We start from the raw sequence: 16,290 nt of genomic DNA on the forward strand, positions 1-16,290 counted from the left end.
ACCTACTTGTATATACAGGATCAACGCCATGACAAAAGCCACCACTTCCTCCCTGACCCTGCTCCCCGGCCATGTGTCGTTGGCCTCGCTGCGCAGCATCTATGCCGCGCCCGTGCAATTGTCGCTGGACCCGTCCGCGCGGGCCCTCATGCAGGCGTCGCTGGCCACGGTGCAGCGTATCGTTGATGAAGACCAGGTCGTCTATGGCATCAACACCGGCTTTGGCAAGCTCGCCAGCACCAAGATTGCGCACGAGCGCCTGGCCGAGCTGCAGCGCAACCTGGTGCTGTCGCACAGCGTGGGCACGGGCGATGCGCTTGCGGACGATGTGGTGCGCCTCATCCTTGCGACCAAGGCCATCAGCCTGGCGCGTGGCCATTCGGGCATCCGGCCCGAGATCGTGGATGCGCTGCTGGCCATGGCCAACGCCAATGTGCTTCCTGTTATTCCGGCCAAGGGTTCCGTCGGCGCATCGGGTGACCTGGCGCCGCTCGCCCACCTGGCCTGTGTGCTGATCGGGGAAGGGCAGGCCAAGGTGGATGGCAAGGTGGTGCCCGGTGCCGAGGCCATGCGCTCCATCGGTTTGCAGCCGTTTGTGCTGGGTCCCAAGGAAGGGCTGGCGCTGCTCAACGGCACGCAGGTGTCCACCTCACTCGCGCTGGCCGGGCTGTTTGGCGCGGAGAGCGTGTTTGCTGCAGCGCTGGTCGCGGGCTGCCTGTCACTCGAAGCCATCAAGGGCTCGGTCAAGCCCTTTGATGCGCGCATCCACGAAGCGCGCGGCCAGGCCGGGCAGATTGCCGTGGCGGCCGCTGTGCGCGCCTTGCTCGACGGCAGCGCCATCGACCCATCGCACCCCAACTGCGGCCGCGTGCAAGACCCGTACTCCATTCGCTGCGTGCCGCAGGTGATGGGCGCGTGCCTGGACAACCTGCACCACGCCGCGCGCGTGCTCACCATCGAGGCGAACGCCGCGTCGGACAACCCCCTGGTGTTCGACAACGGCGACGTGATCTCCGGCGGCAACTTCCACGCCGAGCCGGTCGCCTTTGTGGCCGACATCATTGCGCTCGCCGTGGCCGAGATCGGCGCCATCTCCGAGCGCCGCCTGTCGCTGCTGCTGGACCCGGGCCTCTCGGGCCTGCCCGCGTTCCTGATCCGCGACAGCGGCGTGAATTCGGGCTTCATGATCGCCCAGGTCACCGCCGCCGCGCTGGCAGCCGAGAACCAGTGCTTGGCCAACCCCAGCAGCGTGACCAGTCTGCCCACATCGGCCAACCAGGAGGACCATGTCTCCATGGCCACCTACGGCGCACGCCGACTGGGCGACATGGTGCGCAACGCGGCCGTGATGGTGGGCATCGAGGCCATGGCCGCTGCGCAGGGCATGGAGTTCGACCGCAGCTTGAAATCCTCTCCGCTCGTCGAAGCACAGTTCGCCGCCATCCGCGAGCGTGTGGCCTACCTGGAGCAAGACCGCTACCTTGCCACCGACATCGAAGCCATGCGCGCATGGGCCCAGCAGTCCACCTGGCCTGCCGCGCTCACGCAGTGCCTGCCCAGCTTCGCCTGATTTTTTCCACGCACACCCACTGATTCACAGGAGCCCACCATGAACGCCAACGACGCCATCATCGCCGCCGCCTCCAACACCGACCCCCGCCACGACGCCAGCCGCGTGATCCGCGCGCCGCGCGGCACAGAACTCACCTGCAAGAGCTGGCTCACCGAAGCGGCCTATCGCATGATCCAGAACAACCTGGACGCCGAAGTGGCCGAGCGCCCGCAGGACCTGGTGGTGTACGGCGGCATCGGCCGCGCCGCACGCAACTGGGAGTGTTATGACCAGATCCTTGCCTCGCTCAAGGACCTGAACGACGACGATACCCTGCTCATCCAGTCCGGCAAGCCCGTGGGCGTGTTCAAGACCCACGCCAACGCACCGCGCGTGCTGCTGGCCAATTCCAACCTCGTGCCCAAGTGGGCCAACTGGGAGCACTTCAGCGAGCTGGACCAGAAGGGCCTGTTCATGTACGGCCAGATGACGGCGGGCAGCTGGATCTACATCGGCACACAGGGCATCGTCCAGGGCACGTACGAAACCTTTGCCGAGGCGGGCCGCAAGCACTATGGCGGGTCACTCGAAGGCAAGTGGATCCTGACCGCAGGCCTGGGCGGCATGGGCGGTGCACAGCCGCTCGCGGCCACGTTTGCGGGAGCGGTGTCGCTCAACATTGAATGCCAGCAAAGCAGCATCGACTTCCGTTTGCGCACGCGCTACGTGGACAAGCAGGCGCGCGACATCGACCATGCGTTTGAGCTGATCCAGCAGCACACCGCAGCCAAAGAGGCGGTGTCGATTGCGCTGCTGGGCAATGCCGCAGAAATTTTGCCCGAGCTGGTGCGCCGCGCCAAGGCCGGTGGCTTGAAGCCCGACCTGGTGACCGATCAAACGTCGGCCCACGACCTCGTCAACGGCTACCTGCCCGCAGGTTGGACGGTGGCCCAGTGGCGTGCCGCGCAGCAGGATGTGACGCAGCACGAGGTGCTGAAGAAGGCCGCTGCCAAGTCCTGCGCCGTGCACGTGCAGGCCATGCTCGACTTCCAGCACATGGGCACCCCGGTGGTGGACTACGGCAACAACATCCGCCAGGTGGCGTTTGACGAAGGCGTGAAGGACGCATTCGACTTCCCCGGCTTTGTGCCCGCGTACATCCGCCCGCTGTTCTGCGAAGGCAAGGGCCCGTTCCGCTGGGTGGCGCTCTCCGGCGACCCGGAAGACATCCGCAAGACCGACGCCAAGATCAAGGAGCTGTTCCCCGAGAACAAGCACGTGCACCGCTGGCTCGACATGGCGGGTGAGCGCATCGCCTTCCAGGGCCTGCCCGCGCGCATCTGCTGGCTGGGCCTGGGCGAGCGCCACATTGCGGGCCTGGCCTTCAACGAGATGGTGAAGAACGGCGAACTCAAGGCACCCATCGTGATCGGCCGCGACCACCTGGACACCGGCAGCGTGGCCAGCCCCAACCGCGAGACCGAAGACATGAAGGACGGCACCGACGCCGTGAGCGACTGGCCGCTGCTCAACGCGCTGCTCAACACTGCAGGCGGCGCCACCTGGGTCAGCCTGCACCACGGCGGCGGCGTGGGTATGGGCTACTCGCAGCACTCGGGCATGGTCATCGTGGCCGACGGAACCGATGACGCGGCCGAGCGCCTGGCGCGCGTGCTGGTCAACGACTGCGGCAGCGGCGTGATGCGCCATGCCGATGCTGGCTACGAACTGGCGGTGGAGACGGCCAAGAAGCAGGGCCTGAAGCTGCCCATGGTGAAGTGAAGGGGCGAGGGAGGGAATGACAGGAATGTGAAAAAAGGGAACTGCATTCCCAGTCGTTGGGAATGTTGGGTTTGAATGCCGCTGCAATCCTTTGATACTGAGTCCATGCCCACCCGTGGACCAACCTCCGTTGCCGCCGCCGACCGTGTTCTGCACGTGCTGGCGGTGCTGGCGCAACATGGGCAGCCCATGTCGGCGGCCGAGTTGATGGAGGCCACAGGCCTGGCGCGCAGCACGCTGTACCGCCAGTTGGCGCGGCTCAAGCAGTGGGGCTTTGTGCTGGAGAGCAGCGGGCACTACGCGCCCGGGCCGCTGAGCCTGCAACTGGCCCTGGGCTTTGACATGGCGTCGCACCTGGTGCACCACGCGCGGCCGGACATGCAGGCCCTGGCCCGGCAGTCCCACGAAAGCGTGGGGCTGGTGGTGGCCGTGAATGACAGCGTGGTGTGCCTGGACATGGTGGACAGCACGCAGGCCCTGCGCTGCTCGTTTGAAAAAGGGCGCAGCGTGCCGCTGCGCGCGGGTGCCTCCGCCAAGTGCCTGCTTGCCCATGTGGCCCCGGCCACGCGCAATGCCATTCTGGACCTGCACTACGGCGCAGACACTGCTGAGCGCCAGGCGGCGCTGACCGAGCTGGAGGGCATTGCCAAGGCGGGTTTCGCCGTCAGCTCCGGCGAAGTGGATGCCGGTGTCTGGGGCGTCAGCGTGCCCGTGTTCGGTTCTCCCCGGCAGGCTGCAGGGGCCATCACCCTGATGGCCCCGATCTTGCGAGCCCAAGGGCAGGAGGCCGCGCTCACCGGCATGGCCGTCGTCGCCGCAGCGCGCATCTCCCGCCAGCTCACTTCTCCCTGATTTCCCTCACCCCTCCCCAGGAGCTTTCCCCATGAACCTTCGCCGCAACCTTCTTCTGGCCAGCCTGGCCGCCGCAGCCTTCTGCACCACGGGTGCACAGGCCCAGGACAACGTCCTGCGTGTGGGCACCGATGCCACGTTCCCGCCCATGGAGTTTGTCGAGAACGGCAAACGCACAGGCTTTGATGTCGAGCTGGTGGAGGCCATTGCCAAGACCATGGGCAAGCAGGTCGAGTGGGTGGACATCGACTTCAAGGGCCTGATTCCCGGCCTGATTTCCAAGCGTTTTGACATGGCGGTCTCGGCCATCTACATCACTGACGAGCGCAAGAAGGTGGTGGACTTCACCGATTCCTACTACGCCGGTGGCCTGGTGGTGATGGTGAAGGCCGACAACAAGGCCATCAACAAGCTGGCCGACCTGGACGGCAAGAAGGTCAGCGTGCAGGTGGGCACCAAGTCGGTGTCGTACCTGACCGAAAAATTCCCCAAGGTGCAGCGTGTCGAGGTCGAGAAGAACCAGGAGATGTTCAACCTGGTGGACATCGGCCGCGCCGACGCTGCCGTGACCGGCAAGCCCGCCGCGTTCCAGTATGTGCGCACCCGCCCGGGTCTGCGCGTGCTCGACGAGCAGCTCACCACCGAGGAATACGGCATGGCCCTGCGCAAGGACACGCCCGAGCTGACGAAGGCCGTCAACGGTGCCATCACCAAGCTCAAGGCTGACGGCACCTATGCGGCCATCGTCAAGAAGTGGTTCAGCAACAGCGCTGCCAAGTAAACCGCAGCCACACGTTGCCGAACTGAGCCATGGAACTCGATTTTTCTCCTGTCTGGGCCGGGTTGCCCCAGTTGCTGGCGGGCGCGCTGGTCACTGTGGAAATCACGGCTGCCTCGCTGCTGCTTGGCTGCGTCATGGGCCTGCTGGTGGGCATTGGCCGCCTGAACCCCAAGCGCCGCGTGGTCTACGCCCTGTGCACCGCCTACGTGGCCGCGATCCGTGGCACGCCGCTGCTGGTGCAGCTGTTCATCCTGTTCTTTGGCCTGCCTCAGTTTGGCATCCTCCTGCCTGCCTTCGTGTGTGGCGTGATCGGCCTGGGCATCTACTCGGGCGCCTATGTGTCCGAGGTGGTGCGCGGCGCCATCCAGTCCATCGACAAGGGGCAGATGGAGGCCGCGCGTTCCATCGGCATGTCGTCGGGCCTGGCCATGCGCACGGTGGTGCTGCCACAGGCCGTGGTGCGCATGATTCCGCCACTGGGCAATGAGTTCATCGCGCTCATCAAGAACTCGGCGCTGGTGTCGCTGCTCACCATCCACGACCTGATGCACGAAGGGCAGAAGATCATCAGTGTGTCGTACCGCTCGCTGGAGGTGTACCTGGCGATTGCGGTGGTGTATTTCATCCTCACGGGTGTCACTTCGTTGGTGCTGCGCCGCATGGAGCTGCGCCTGCGTGCCGGGGGGATGGTGCAATGAAGAATAATTCTGTGACGACTGGAGCAAGCCCATCCGCCGATCCCATCGTGCGCATCCGCGGGCTGCGCAAGGCGTTTGGCAACCATGTGGTGCTGAACGGCATCGACTTTGATGTGCTGCCGTCGCAGGTGGTGGTGGTCATCGGGCCCAGCGGCTCGGGCAAGAGCACTTTTTTGCGCTGCTGCAACGGGCTGGAGCAGCCCGAAGGCGGAACGGTCGAGATTTGTGGCCGCACACTGGTGCAAGACGGGCGCATGCTGCCCGACCATGACCTCAACGCGCTGCGCGAGGAGGTGGGCATGGTGTTCCAGTCGTTCAACCTGTTCCCGCACTTGTCGGTGCTCGATAACGTCACGCTGGGCCCGCGCAAGCTGCACGGCCTGTCGCGCAAGGAGGCCGAGGAGCGTGCCCAGGCCCTGCTGGCCAAGGTGGGCCTGGCGCACAAAGCCACGGCCATGCCCGCCAGCTTGTCGGGCGGACAGAAGCAGCGTGTGGCCATTGCCCGCGCGCTGGCCATGGAGCCGCGCGTGATGCTGTTCGACGAGCCCACCTCAGCGCTGGACCCCGAGCTGGTGGGCGAGGTGCTGCAGGTCATGAAGCTGCTGGCCAGCGAAGGCATGACCATGATGGTGGTCACGCACGAAATGGACTTTGCACGCGAGGTGGGCGACGTGGTGGTGGTGATGGACGGCGGCGGCATCATCGAGGCCGGTGAACCTGCCACCATCTTCACCAACCCGACGCAGGAGCGCACGCGCTCTTTCCTGCAAGCCGTGCTCACGCGCGCCTGAGGCCTGAGGCTGGGAGCGGCGTGGTGCACCATGGTCAATAACAATCAAGGAGACAACCCCGATGCCCCAGCCTTCATCTGCTTTGGACACACCCTTGCAAGCACGCTTTCAGCAGCGCTTGCAGGAGCGCCTGACCGCAGACGACATCGCGCGTTTTGACCGCGACGGCGCCATCTGCATCAAGCAGTTGCTCACGCGCGATGAGGTGGCACTGCTGCGCGATGGCATCGATGCCAACCTGGCCGCACCCAGCCCGCGTGCCAAGATGGCCAGCAGGCCTGACGACCCGGGCCGCTTCTTCGAGGACTTCTGCAACTGGCAGGACATCCCGCAGTTTGGCCGCTTTGTGCACGAGACACCGCTGGCGCTGGCTGCGCAGCGCCTGATGCAGTCGCGCACCGTGCGGCTGTACCACGACCATGTGCTGGTGAAGGAGCCGGGCACGCGCCAGCGCACGCCCTGGCACCAGGACCAGCCCTACTACAACATCGACGGCCAGCAGAACATCAGCATGTGGATACCGGTGGACCCGGTGTCGCGTGCGGCCACGCTGGAGTTCGTGGCGGGTTCACACAAGGGCCCATGGCTCATGCCGCGCACTTTCATGGACAACCAGGCGAAGTGGTTCCCCGAAGGCAGCCTGCAGGACCTGCCCAATGTTGAGGCCGACCGCGATGCCTTCCCCATCGTGGGCTGGGAGATCGAGCCCGGTGACGTGGTGTGTTTTCACATGCTCACGCTGCATGCGGCGGGTGGGGTAGAGGGCACCAACCGCCGCCGTGTGTTCTCGGTGCGCTTTCTGGGCGACGACACGCGCCATGCGCCCCGGCCGTGGAAGACCTCGCCCGAGTTTCCGGGCCTAGCCGACGAGTTGCCCGCTGGCGCGGAGATGGACCATCCGCTGTTCCCGCTGCTGGTCACAGGCGCAGAGCCGACCACCGCAACATCCTGATTGATGAACACGACGACAACAACGACAACGACACCGATGGCAATGCAATTTTTTGATCTGGCCACCACGCCCAGCATGCCCTGGAAAAACGGCGGCGGCAGCACGCAGGAGCTGGCCTGCTGGCCCCCCGGCGCGGACATGAACAGCTTTGAGTGGCGCGTGAGCCTGGCCACGGTGGACCGGCCCGGGCCGTTCTCGGTCTTCCCGGCCATTGATCGCCAGATCATGCTGCTGGGCGGTGACGGCCTGCACCTGCGCAGCCCTGGCTGGGAGCACCGGCTGGAGCAGCGCTGGCAACCGTTTGCGTTCTCGGGCGATGACGCGGTGGATGGCGCCATGCTGGGCGGCACCTCCAAGGACTTCAACCTCATGCAACGGAGGGGCCTGTGGCAGGGCCCGCTGCAGGTGGTAAGCGATGCGCAGTCGCCCGGCGACACGCCCGCAGGCCTGTGCCTGGTGCTGCAGGGCGATTGGCAATGGGTGGCGCAGGGCGCCGGGCCACGTGCGTTGGCGGCAGGGCAGGGCTTTTGGTGGGCGGGTGAGGGCGGTGCAACGCCGGGCCAACTGGAGCCGCTGCATGCGGGGGCCGACGCCGATGCGTCCGCACTGGTCTGGATCGCCTTGCAGCGCGGTGTAGCCCCTAAAGTTTGAATAAAAATGGCCGCTACCGCTTGATGGATAAGAGCTGGTAGCTATTATTTATATAGCATTCAACACGGAGCCCACGGGTGGGCAGGCAGATGCAACACAACGACAACCCCAGTCACCCCAATGGATGGGCCGCCAGCCAGAACGCCGATGGCGTGTGGCAGAACCTGAAACCCGCGCCCGGCCTGTGGGTGGCCGATGTGCCCGTGCCCGAGGGCCAGCCCGCCTGCGTGGTGGTGCAGCAAGGCCAGATGGCCTGGGTGGGGCCCGAGGCGCAGTTGCCTGCCGCCTACCAGGCATTGCCGCGCCATGATGCGCGGGGCGCGCTCGCCACCCCCGGGCTGGTGGACTGCCACACGCACCTGGTCTATGGTGGCCAGCGTGCCAACGAATTCGCCATGCGCCTAGCCGGTGCCACCTATGAAGAAGTGGCCAAGGCGGGTGGGGGCATTGTGTCGTCGGTGAAGGCCACGCGCGTTGCCACCGAAGACGAACTCTTTGACCAGGCTGCGCCGCGCCTGCAGGCCCTGCTGGCCGAAGGCGTATGCGCCATCGAGATCAAGTCCGGCTACGGCCTGGCCTTGGAGAACGAACGCAAGCAATTGCGCGTGGCCCGCCGTCTGGGCGAGGCGTTTGGCGTGACGGTGCGCACCACCTTTTTGGGCGCGCACGCGCTGCCGCCCGAGTACGCAGGCCGTAGCCAGGCCTATGTCGATCTGGTCTGCAAGGAGATGCTGCCCGCACTGGCCGCCGAGGGCCTGGTGGATGCGGTGGATGTGTTCTGCGAACGCATCGCCTTCACGCTGGCCGAGACAAGCCAAGTCTTCCAGGCTGCGCAAAAGCTGGGCATTCCCGTCAAGCTGCATGCCGAGCAGCTGTCGGACATGGGCGGCTCGGCGCTGGCAGCACGCTACGGCGCGCTGTCGTGCGACCACATCGAGCACCTTTCGGCCGACGGCATCGCTGCCATGAAGGCCGCAGGGACCGTGGCCGTGCTGCTGCCCGGTGCCTACTACACGCTGCGCGACACGCACCTGCCGCCCATTGCGCAGCTGCGGGAAGCCGGCGTGCCCATGGCGGTGTCCACCGACCACAACCCGGGCACATCGCCAGCGCTCAGCTTGCTGCTCATGGCCAACATGGCCTGCACGCTGTTCCGCCTGACGGTGCCCGAGGCGCTGGCTGGTATCACCACCCATGCCGCGCGCGCGCTGGGCTTGCAAGATTCTCACGGCCTCATCGCTTCTGGCAGGCCCGCCAATTTTGTGCTGTGGTCTGTGGGCGAGGCGGCCGAGCTGGCCTACTGGTTGGGCCAAAAGCCCGACTGCACCATCGTGCGGCAAGGGCGTATTGCAAGGGCAAGGAGTGAGGCATGAGCATGGCTGTATCGGAGCTGCGCTTGGGCCCCATGCACGGGCGCCAGCAAGGGCAGGGGGCGCCCGTGCTGCTGGTGCACGGTGCGCTGGCCGATGCGCGGATGTGGTCGGCCCACCAGATCCATCTGGCTGCGCGCTGGAACACACTGGCCGTCACGCTGCGCTACTTTGGTACGGAGGCTTGGCCCGACGATGGCCCGCCCTTTGGGCTGGCCACGCATCTGGACGACCTCGTGCAGGCCATCGACGCATGGGGCCAGGGCCCGGTGCATCTGGTGGCCTGGTCGTATTCAGCACATGCCGCTTTGTACATGGCGCGGCACCACGCCACGCGGCTGCGCAGCGTGTTCGTGTACGAGCCAGGCTTTCCTACCTATCTGCAGGAGCCGGAAGCGCTGGCACGCTTTCAGGCCGATGCACAGCTCATGTACGGCCCGTTGGCCGAGGCCGTGTTGCGGAGTGATTTGGCCGCTGCTACCCGCATCCTCATGGATGCCTCGGGCCAGTCGCCGGGGTACTTTGACCGCCAGCCTGCAGAGCGGCGCGCCGTGCAACTGGACAACGCGCACACGCTGCCGCGCATCATGTCGCAGACGCCGCCGCTGCCGCTGTCTGCCACCGACCTGGCGGCCATCACGCTGCCTGTGTGCATTGCCCAGGGCGGTGACACACGCCCCGTCTTTGGCGAAGTCGCCAGCGCTGCGGCGCGTGCCGTGCCGCAGGTGCGCCATCTGGTGGTGCCTCAGGCCACCCATATGTGGCCTGACGAGGCGCCGCAGGCTTTTTGCGAAGCACTGGAAGCCTTCTGGCGCAGCGCCTACCCTTCTGGAGCGTGATCAATGAATGAGCTGTTTGCCCCGAACGCCCTGCTGCCCACCGGCTGGGCGCGCAATGTACTGCTGCAATGGGATGAGGCTGGGCGCCTTTGCACCGTCGCACCGGATGCCGTTGTGCCACAGGGCACTCCCGTGGCCCCAGGGCCTGTGCTGCCTGGTATGCCCAACCTGCATTCGCACGCCTTCCAGCGCGCGTTTGCGGGCCTCACCGAGTACAGGGGGGAAAGTCAGGACAGCTTCTGGAGCTGGCGCAACCTGATGTACTGCTTTGCCGCACGCATCACGCCCGAGTCTCTGGAGGCCATCGCCACCTGGCTGTATGTGGAGATGCTGGAGGCAGGCTACACGTCGGTGTGCGAGTTCCATTACGTGCACCACGACCAGGATGGCACACCGTATGCCGACGATGCCACGCTGTCGCAGGCATTGCTGCGCGCAGCGCGCAACGCGGGCATGGGCATCACGCTGCTGCCGGTTCTGTACCAGACCAGCGGGTTTGGCGCCAAGCCGCCGCGTGCAGACCAGGCCCGGTTCATCCGCAGCACGGATAACATGCTCTCATTATTGGAGCGGCTCACGCCCGCTGCACAGGCGCAAGGGGCTGTTTTGGGTCTTGCACCGCACTCGCTGCGTGCAGTGCCGCCCGACAGCCTGGCCGCTGCGGTGCAGGGCCTCACGGCGCTCAACCCCGAGGCCCCTATCCACATCCACATTGCTGAGCAGACGCAGGAGGTGGATGACTGCATTGCCTGGAGCGGCCAGCGCCCTGTGCAGTGGCTGCTGGAGCACGCGCCAGTGAATGAGCGCTGGTGCCTGGTGCATGCCACGCACATGACGCCGCAGGAATACGCCGATGCTGCCCGCACGGGTGCTGTGGCTGGCATCTGCCCCACCACGGAAGCCAACCTGGGCGACGGCATCTTCGACATGCCGCTGTGGCTGCAGCACGGCGGCCATTGGGGCGTGGGCTCTGACAGCCATGCCTGCGTGAACGCGGCCGAGGAACTGCTGATGCTCGAATACGGCCAGCGCCTGTCGCTGCGCCAGCGCAATGTGCTTGCCAATGCAGCGCAACCCGAGGTTGCGACGGCCATGACCTTGCAGGCCGTTGCAGGCGGGTCGCAGGCCGCAGGGCGCGCCATTGGCGGCATCGCAGTGGGGCAGCAGGCCGACCTGGTGGCTCTCAATGCGCAGCATGTGGCGCTGCGCGATCTGCCCGCGCACAGCATGCTGTCGGCCCATGTGTTTGGCAGCCACCGCACCTCCGCCATTGACAGTGTGTGGGTGGCGGGCCAGCGGCGCATCGCTGCTGGCCGGCACGCACTGCACGATGGTGCTGCCCATGCGTTTGTGACCGCGCGTTCCGCCACCATCGCGCCAGATTGAACCCATACCTTTGGATTTGTGATGACTGATACCTCTCCACCACCTTTTGTTCTCTACCCCGGTACCGCACCACTGCTAGTGTCCATGCCCCACGCGGGCACCTATGTGCCCCCGGCGCTGGCGGCCCGCTTTACCGACGAGGCCCGCCAGGTGCCCGACACCGACTGGCATATGGAGCGGCTGTATGGCTTTGCCAAAGACTTGGGTGCCTCTGTTCTTGTGGCCACGCATTCGCGGTATGTGGTCGATCTGAACCGCCCGCCTGACGGCACCAGCCTGTATCCCGGCCAGAGCGTCACCGGCCTGTGCCCGGTCGATACCTTTGATGACACGCCCATCTACGCCCAAGGGGATGTGCCGGATGATGCTGAGGTGGCGGCGCGGCGCGATGCGGTGTGGGTGCCATACCATGCACAACTGCGTGCCGAGCTGGACCGCATCAGGGCCCGGCATGGCGTGGCGGTGCTATGGGATGCGCATTCCATCCGCTCGGTACTGCCACGCTTTTTTGAGGGCAAGCTGCCCGACCTGAACCTGGGCACGGCCGATGGCGAAAGCTGCAACCCCGCCCTGGCGCAAGAACTGCTGTCGATTGCACAACAAGCCACTGGCTACACCGCCGTACTCAACGGCCGTTTCAAGGGCGGGCACATCACACGCCACTACGGCCAGCCAGAGCAAGGCGTGCATGCCATCCAGCTGGAAATGACACAGTGCAGCTACATGCAGGAGGCCTTGCCATTTGGCTATCTGCCTGAGGTTGCGGCGCTTGTCCAGCCCCATCTGCAGCGCATGTTGACTGCGGCGCTGGCCTTCGCCACGTCCGCATCAAAGGCTTGAGCTTGCTCAAGCTTGTGAGCTAACCCTCTCACTGTTGATGGGGGTTCGGTGCTACCATGGCTCAGCGGTCGGCACCAGGCCGCTGAGGGGGCTCCCTGTTGGTCCACTCAAGCGGAAGGAGCCGCACACCATGGATCCAACCGCCTATTACTACATGCCCCATTTCAAGCCTGGCGCTTCCGTCCAGTGGAAGCAGCAGCGCGAAACGGTCAGCCATGTGGTCATCCGCCGCAATGCGCTGATGATCTATCTGGTGGGCAACGACACTGCCGTGCACCCTGACACCCTGCAACTGGCCCCCACCGCTTTTCAGCTGACGCGCGTCCCGGACCGGATCTGACGGGCTGGTGCACAGGGCAGGGTGCTTACCACCCTTTGCCTGTCGCAAGGCTGCGGTCGCTCAGACCGCCCCGCGCTGTGCCATGGCCTCGCCCAGCTGAATCGCCCGCATCGGAGCCCACTGCGGGTTGAATTGCAGTGGCCCCTGGGGAAACAACATCACCACCGTGGAGCCGAGCAGGAAGCGGCCCATTTCTTCACCCTGCAGCAGGCTGACCTGACCTTTGGCGTAGTCCCACTGCCGTAGCGTGCCCGTGCGTGGCGGGTTGACCTGCCCGTGCCACACGGTGGCCATGCTGCCCACGATGGTGGCGCCTACCAGCACCAGCACAAAAGGCCCCTGGGCCGACTCAAAAAAGCACACCACGCGTTCATTGCGCGCGAACAGGCCGGGCACACCTCGCGCCGTGGTCGGGTTCACCGAAAACAGATCGCCCGGCACATGCACCATGCGCGTCAGCTCGCCCGCGCAGGGCATGTGGATCCGGTGGTAGTCGCGCGGGCTCAGGTACAGCGTGGCGAAGTGGCCGTTGTCAAAACGGGCTGCTGCTTCCGCATCGCCGCCCACCAACGCGGTGGTGGAATAGGTGTGCCCCTTGGCCTGGAAAATCTGGTCCTTCGCAATGGGGCCACACTGGCTGATGGCGCCATCCACCGGGCAGATCAGGTCTGCCGCCGCCAGCGGGCGGGCCCCGGGTTTCAACGCACGCGTGAAGAAGTCGTTGAACGATGCGTAGCTGGTGATGTCGGGGTTGGCGGCCTCGCCCATGTTGACGTTGTAGCGGGCCACAAAGCGGCGGATCACCGAGGTGGTCAGTCCGCCCAACTGGGCCGACGCAAATTTGCCAGCCAGGGTGGTCAGTGCCTGCTTGGGCAGGAGGTATTGCGGCAGAACTGCCAGGCGATCGGACACGGGCGAACCCCTCGAAGACGAAAGCGGACGATTCTATCGGCGGGGCGCCATCGGCCGCATTCTTATACCCCGAGGTACTGGTCCAGCAGTTGCGGCTGCGCGTGCAATGCGTCGGAGCTGCCCTCGAACACCACCTGGCCCTTGACCAGGATGATGTTGCGGTCGGTGATCTGCGTGACGTGTTTCCAGTTTTTGTCCACGATGACGCTGCTGATGCCGCTGTCCTTGATCAGGCTGCAGATGCGCCAGATCTCGCGGGCGATCAGCGGGGCCAGGCCTTCGGTGGCCTCGTCGAGGATGAGTACGTCGGGGTTGGTCATCAGCGCGCGGCCAATGGTCAGCATCTGCTGCTCGCCCCCGCTGAGCTGCTGGCCGCCGTGGCCGAGGCGCTCCTTCAGGCGCGGGAAGGTCTCCAGCACACGCTCGTAGGTCCAGTCGCGCTGGCCGCGTGTGCCGGCGCGCGCGGCCATCTGCAGGTTCTCGACCACGCTCAGGTTGCCAAAAATGCCACGGCCTTCCGGCACGTAAGCGATTCCCAGGCGCGCCACCTCATAGGGTGGCTTGCCCGTCATATCGCGGCCCGCCACGGCCACGCTGCCAGAGCGGGGCTTGACCAGGCCCATCAGGGACTTGAGCAGGGTGCTCTTGCCCATGCCGTTGCGGCCCATGAGGCCGATGGTCTCGCCCTGGCCCACGGTGAAATCAATGCCGTGCAGGACGTGGCTGCTGCCGTAGAAGGTGTGGATGCCCTTGGCATCAATCCATGGTGCGCTCATCTCAGTGATCCTCCCCCAGGTAAGCGGCTTGCACTGTGGGGTCGGCGCGCACCTCGGGCGGTGTGCCATGGGCGATCACTTCGCCGTTGACCATCACCGTGAGGTGGTCGGCCAGCGCAAACACGGCATCCATGTCGTGCTCCACCAGCATGATGGCGTGGGCGGGTTTGAGGCGCTGCAGCAGCTCGACCATGCGTTCCGCTTCGGCCACGCCCATGCCCGCCAGGGGCTCGTCCAGCAGCAACACCTGGGGCTCCGTGGCCAGGGTCATGGCGATCTCCAACTGGCGCTGCTCGCCGTGGCTCATGGCGCCGGCAATCGCCATGCGCCGGTCTTTCAAGCCAGAAAGCTCGATAGCGCTTTCCAGGCGGGCGTTGGTAGCGCTGTTTTTGATAGTGTTTGCACGTGTGTCCAGCCACCAGCGCAGCGGGTTCCAGGGCTGCTGCGCATCGCGCGACTGCGCGGCCAGTCGCACGTTTTCATGCACGGTGAGCGGCAAAAAGATGTTGGTTTTTTGGTAGCTGCGCCCCAGGCCCTGGCGCGAGATGCGTTCAGGCGCCCAGCCGGTCACATCGGTGCTGCCAAGTTGCACTTGGCCCGCGCTCGGTGGAAGGTCGCCCGAGAGCAGGTTGGTCAGTGTGGACTTGCCCGCGCCGTTGGGGCCGATCACGGCATGGATCTGACCACGCCACAGGTCCAACGATACGCCGTTGACGGCGGCCAGGCCTCCGAAGCGTTTGGTGAGCTTGCGGGCCGAGAGCAGAGCATCAGCCATGGTGTGGGTCCTCCTGCGCCTTGGCGGCCCGGCGCTGCCCCAGCATGCCCAGCAGCCCGCGCGGTGCTGCCACCACCACCAGCACGATGAAGCTGCCCATCAGCAGCTGCCAGTGTTTGGTGATGTCCTTGAACACATGCAGGAGATACTCAAAGGCAAAGGCGCCCACGATGGCCCCGGCAAAATTGCCCATGCCACCCAGGATGATCATCATGATGGCGTGGGCGCTCATGTGAAAGCCCATCAGCTCAGGGTTTACGTAGCCCGTCTGTGCGCCCCACAGGTAGCCCGCCAGGCCTGCCAGCGCACCCGCCACGGTGAATGCAGTGAGCTTGTAGCCCTGCGTGCCAAAACCCATGGCGCGCATGCGGTGCTCGTTGATGCGGATGCCCGAAAGTGCGCGGCCCAGTGGGCTCCAGAGCAGGCGGCGCAGCAGTGCGTAGACGATGACCACCAGCGCCAGCGTGAAGTAGTAGAAGGTCTTGCGGCCTTCGAGGTCAAAAGGCAGCCAGCCAAAGATGGAGGCATCGGGCCGGAAGTTGATGTACAGCCCGTCCGAGCCGCCCAGCACCTTGTTGTCGAAGAACAGGTAGAACACCATCTGCGCGAACGCCATCGTGACCATGATGAAGTAGATGCCGTGCGTGCGGACCACAAAGAAGCCGATGACCAGCGCCACCAGCCCGGCACCCGCCACCGCCAGGGGCAGCGACCACCAGAGGCTCACCGGCATATCGGCGGGTGTGAGAAAGGCGAGCGCATAGCCCGCCACCCCAAAGTAGGCGGCGTGGCCCAGCGACACCAGGCCGGTCACGCCCTGCAGCAGATCCAGGCTCATTGCGAAGATGGCCATGATCATCATGCGTGTGACCATCTGCACGTAGAAATCACTGCCGACGACCGGGAACAGCAGCAGCGCAGCCAGCCCCAGTGCCAGCGCGAATTGCACGCTGCGCGGCAACACTTCGATATGGGCGCGGGGGGTGCTCATAG

Annotated in this window: 17 protein-coding genes; 13 read left to right on the forward strand and 4 right to left on the reverse strand. The window is 65.5% G+C overall.

What is annotated here, in order from left to right; all coding sequences use genetic code 11:
• Window positions 1-28 precede the first annotated feature (28 nt).
• The 13 genes from hutH to ACQ4MJ_RS06480 all read left to right on the forward strand — a co-directional run bounded on the left by hutH (window position 29) and on the right by ACQ4MJ_RS06480 (window position 12,834).
• Entirely contained in the window at window positions 29-1,570 is a 1,542-nt protein-coding gene (hutH, locus tag ACQ4MJ_RS06420; protein ID WP_431149519.1) for a histidine ammonia-lyase, read from the forward strand.
• 39 nt (window positions 1,571-1,609) lie between these two features.
• Window positions 1,610-3,334 (forward strand): urocanate hydratase, encoded by a 1,725-nt coding sequence (gene hutU, locus ACQ4MJ_RS06425; protein WP_431149518.1) that lies wholly within the window; start codon window positions 1,610-1,612, stop codon window positions 3,332-3,334.
• Between the two features lie 75 nt (window positions 3,335-3,409).
• Window positions 3,410-4,186, forward strand: coding sequence for an IclR family transcriptional regulator (locus ACQ4MJ_RS06430; RefSeq protein ID WP_431149517.1), 777 nt, complete (start codon window positions 3,410-3,412; stop codon window positions 4,184-4,186).
• A 31-nt stretch (window positions 4,187-4,217) separates the two neighbouring features.
• Entirely contained in the window at window positions 4,218-4,967 is a 750-nt protein-coding gene (locus ACQ4MJ_RS06435) for a glutamine ABC transporter substrate-binding protein (protein ID WP_121506131.1), read from the forward strand.
• Window positions 4,968-4,996: 29 nt separating this feature from the next.
• Entirely contained in the window at window positions 4,997-5,665 is a 669-nt protein-coding gene (locus ACQ4MJ_RS06440; RefSeq protein ID WP_010465675.1) for an amino acid ABC transporter permease, read from the forward strand.
• Window positions 5,662-6,456, forward strand: coding sequence for an amino acid ABC transporter ATP-binding protein (locus ACQ4MJ_RS06445; RefSeq protein ID WP_431149516.1), 795 nt, complete (start codon window positions 5,662-5,664; stop codon window positions 6,454-6,456). Before ACQ4MJ_RS06440 ends, ACQ4MJ_RS06445 begins: the two co-directional genes overlap by 4 nt.
• Before the next feature lie 61 nt (window positions 6,457-6,517).
• Complete coding sequence (locus tag ACQ4MJ_RS06450; protein ID WP_431149514.1) at window positions 6,518-7,408, forward strand: phytanoyl-CoA dioxygenase family protein; 891 nt, start codon at window positions 6,518-6,520, stop codon at window positions 7,406-7,408.
• Between the two features lie 42 nt (window positions 7,409-7,450).
• Window positions 7,451-8,059: a HutD/Ves family protein gene (locus ACQ4MJ_RS06455; RefSeq protein ID WP_431153107.1), complete on the forward strand. Its 609-nt coding sequence runs from the start codon at window positions 7,451-7,453 to the stop codon at window positions 8,057-8,059.
• Window positions 8,060-8,148: 89 nt separating this feature from the next.
• Window positions 8,149-9,432, forward strand: coding sequence for an imidazolonepropionase (gene hutI, locus ACQ4MJ_RS06460; protein ID WP_431149512.1), 1,284 nt, complete (start codon window positions 8,149-8,151; stop codon window positions 9,430-9,432).
• Window positions 9,429-10,268, forward strand: coding sequence for an alpha/beta fold hydrolase (locus tag ACQ4MJ_RS06465; RefSeq protein ID WP_431149511.1), 840 nt, complete (start codon window positions 9,429-9,431; stop codon window positions 10,266-10,268). The genes hutI and ACQ4MJ_RS06465 overlap by 4 nt, the downstream gene beginning before the upstream one ends.
• Before the next feature lie 3 nt (window positions 10,269-10,271).
• Complete coding sequence (locus ACQ4MJ_RS06470) at window positions 10,272-11,654, forward strand: formimidoylglutamate deiminase (protein WP_431149509.1); 1,383 nt, start codon at window positions 10,272-10,274, stop codon at window positions 11,652-11,654.
• Window positions 11,655-11,675: 21 nt separating this feature from the next.
• The gene (gene hutG / locus ACQ4MJ_RS06475; RefSeq protein WP_431149508.1) at window positions 11,676-12,494 is read left to right on the forward strand and encodes an N-formylglutamate deformylase; all 819 of its coding nucleotides are present in this window, start codon (window positions 11,676-11,678) and stop codon (window positions 12,492-12,494) included.
• 130 nt (window positions 12,495-12,624) lie between these two features.
• On the forward strand, window positions 12,625-12,834 hold the full coding sequence (locus ACQ4MJ_RS06480) for a hypothetical protein (RefSeq protein ID WP_055394068.1): 210 nt from the start codon (window positions 12,625-12,627) through the stop codon (window positions 12,832-12,834).
• Window positions 12,835-12,894: 60 nt separating this feature from the next.
• On the opposite strand, the gene asd is transcribed toward ACQ4MJ_RS06480, so the two are convergent.
• From asd to ACQ4MJ_RS06500, 4 genes are all read right to left on the reverse strand, one after another.
• On the reverse strand, window positions 12,895-13,746 hold the full coding sequence (asd, locus tag ACQ4MJ_RS06485; RefSeq protein ID WP_431149507.1) for an archaetidylserine decarboxylase: 852 nt from the start codon (window positions 13,744-13,746) through the stop codon (window positions 12,895-12,897).
• 62 nt (window positions 13,747-13,808) lie between these two features.
• Window positions 13,809-14,522 carry an ABC transporter ATP-binding protein gene (locus ACQ4MJ_RS06490; RefSeq protein ID WP_121420388.1) on the reverse strand — a complete coding sequence of 238 codons (714 nt, stop codon included), beginning with the start codon at window positions 14,520-14,522 and terminating at the stop codon, window positions 13,809-13,811.
• A 1-nt stretch (window position 14,523) separates the two neighbouring features.
• Window positions 14,524-15,297: an ABC transporter ATP-binding protein gene (locus ACQ4MJ_RS06495; protein WP_431149506.1), complete on the reverse strand. Its 774-nt coding sequence runs from the start codon at window positions 15,295-15,297 to the stop codon at window positions 14,524-14,526.
• On the reverse strand, window positions 15,290-16,288 hold the full coding sequence (locus ACQ4MJ_RS06500; protein WP_431149505.1) for a branched-chain amino acid ABC transporter permease: 999 nt from the start codon (window positions 16,286-16,288) through the stop codon (window positions 15,290-15,292). The genes ACQ4MJ_RS06495 and ACQ4MJ_RS06500 overlap by 8 nt, the downstream gene beginning before the upstream one ends.
• Window positions 16,289-16,290: the final 2 nt, after the last annotated feature.

Source organism: Acidovorax facilis (assembly GCF_050626955.1).
Lineage (GTDB): Bacteria > Pseudomonadota > Gammaproteobacteria > Burkholderiales > Burkholderiaceae_C > Acidovorax > Acidovorax facilis.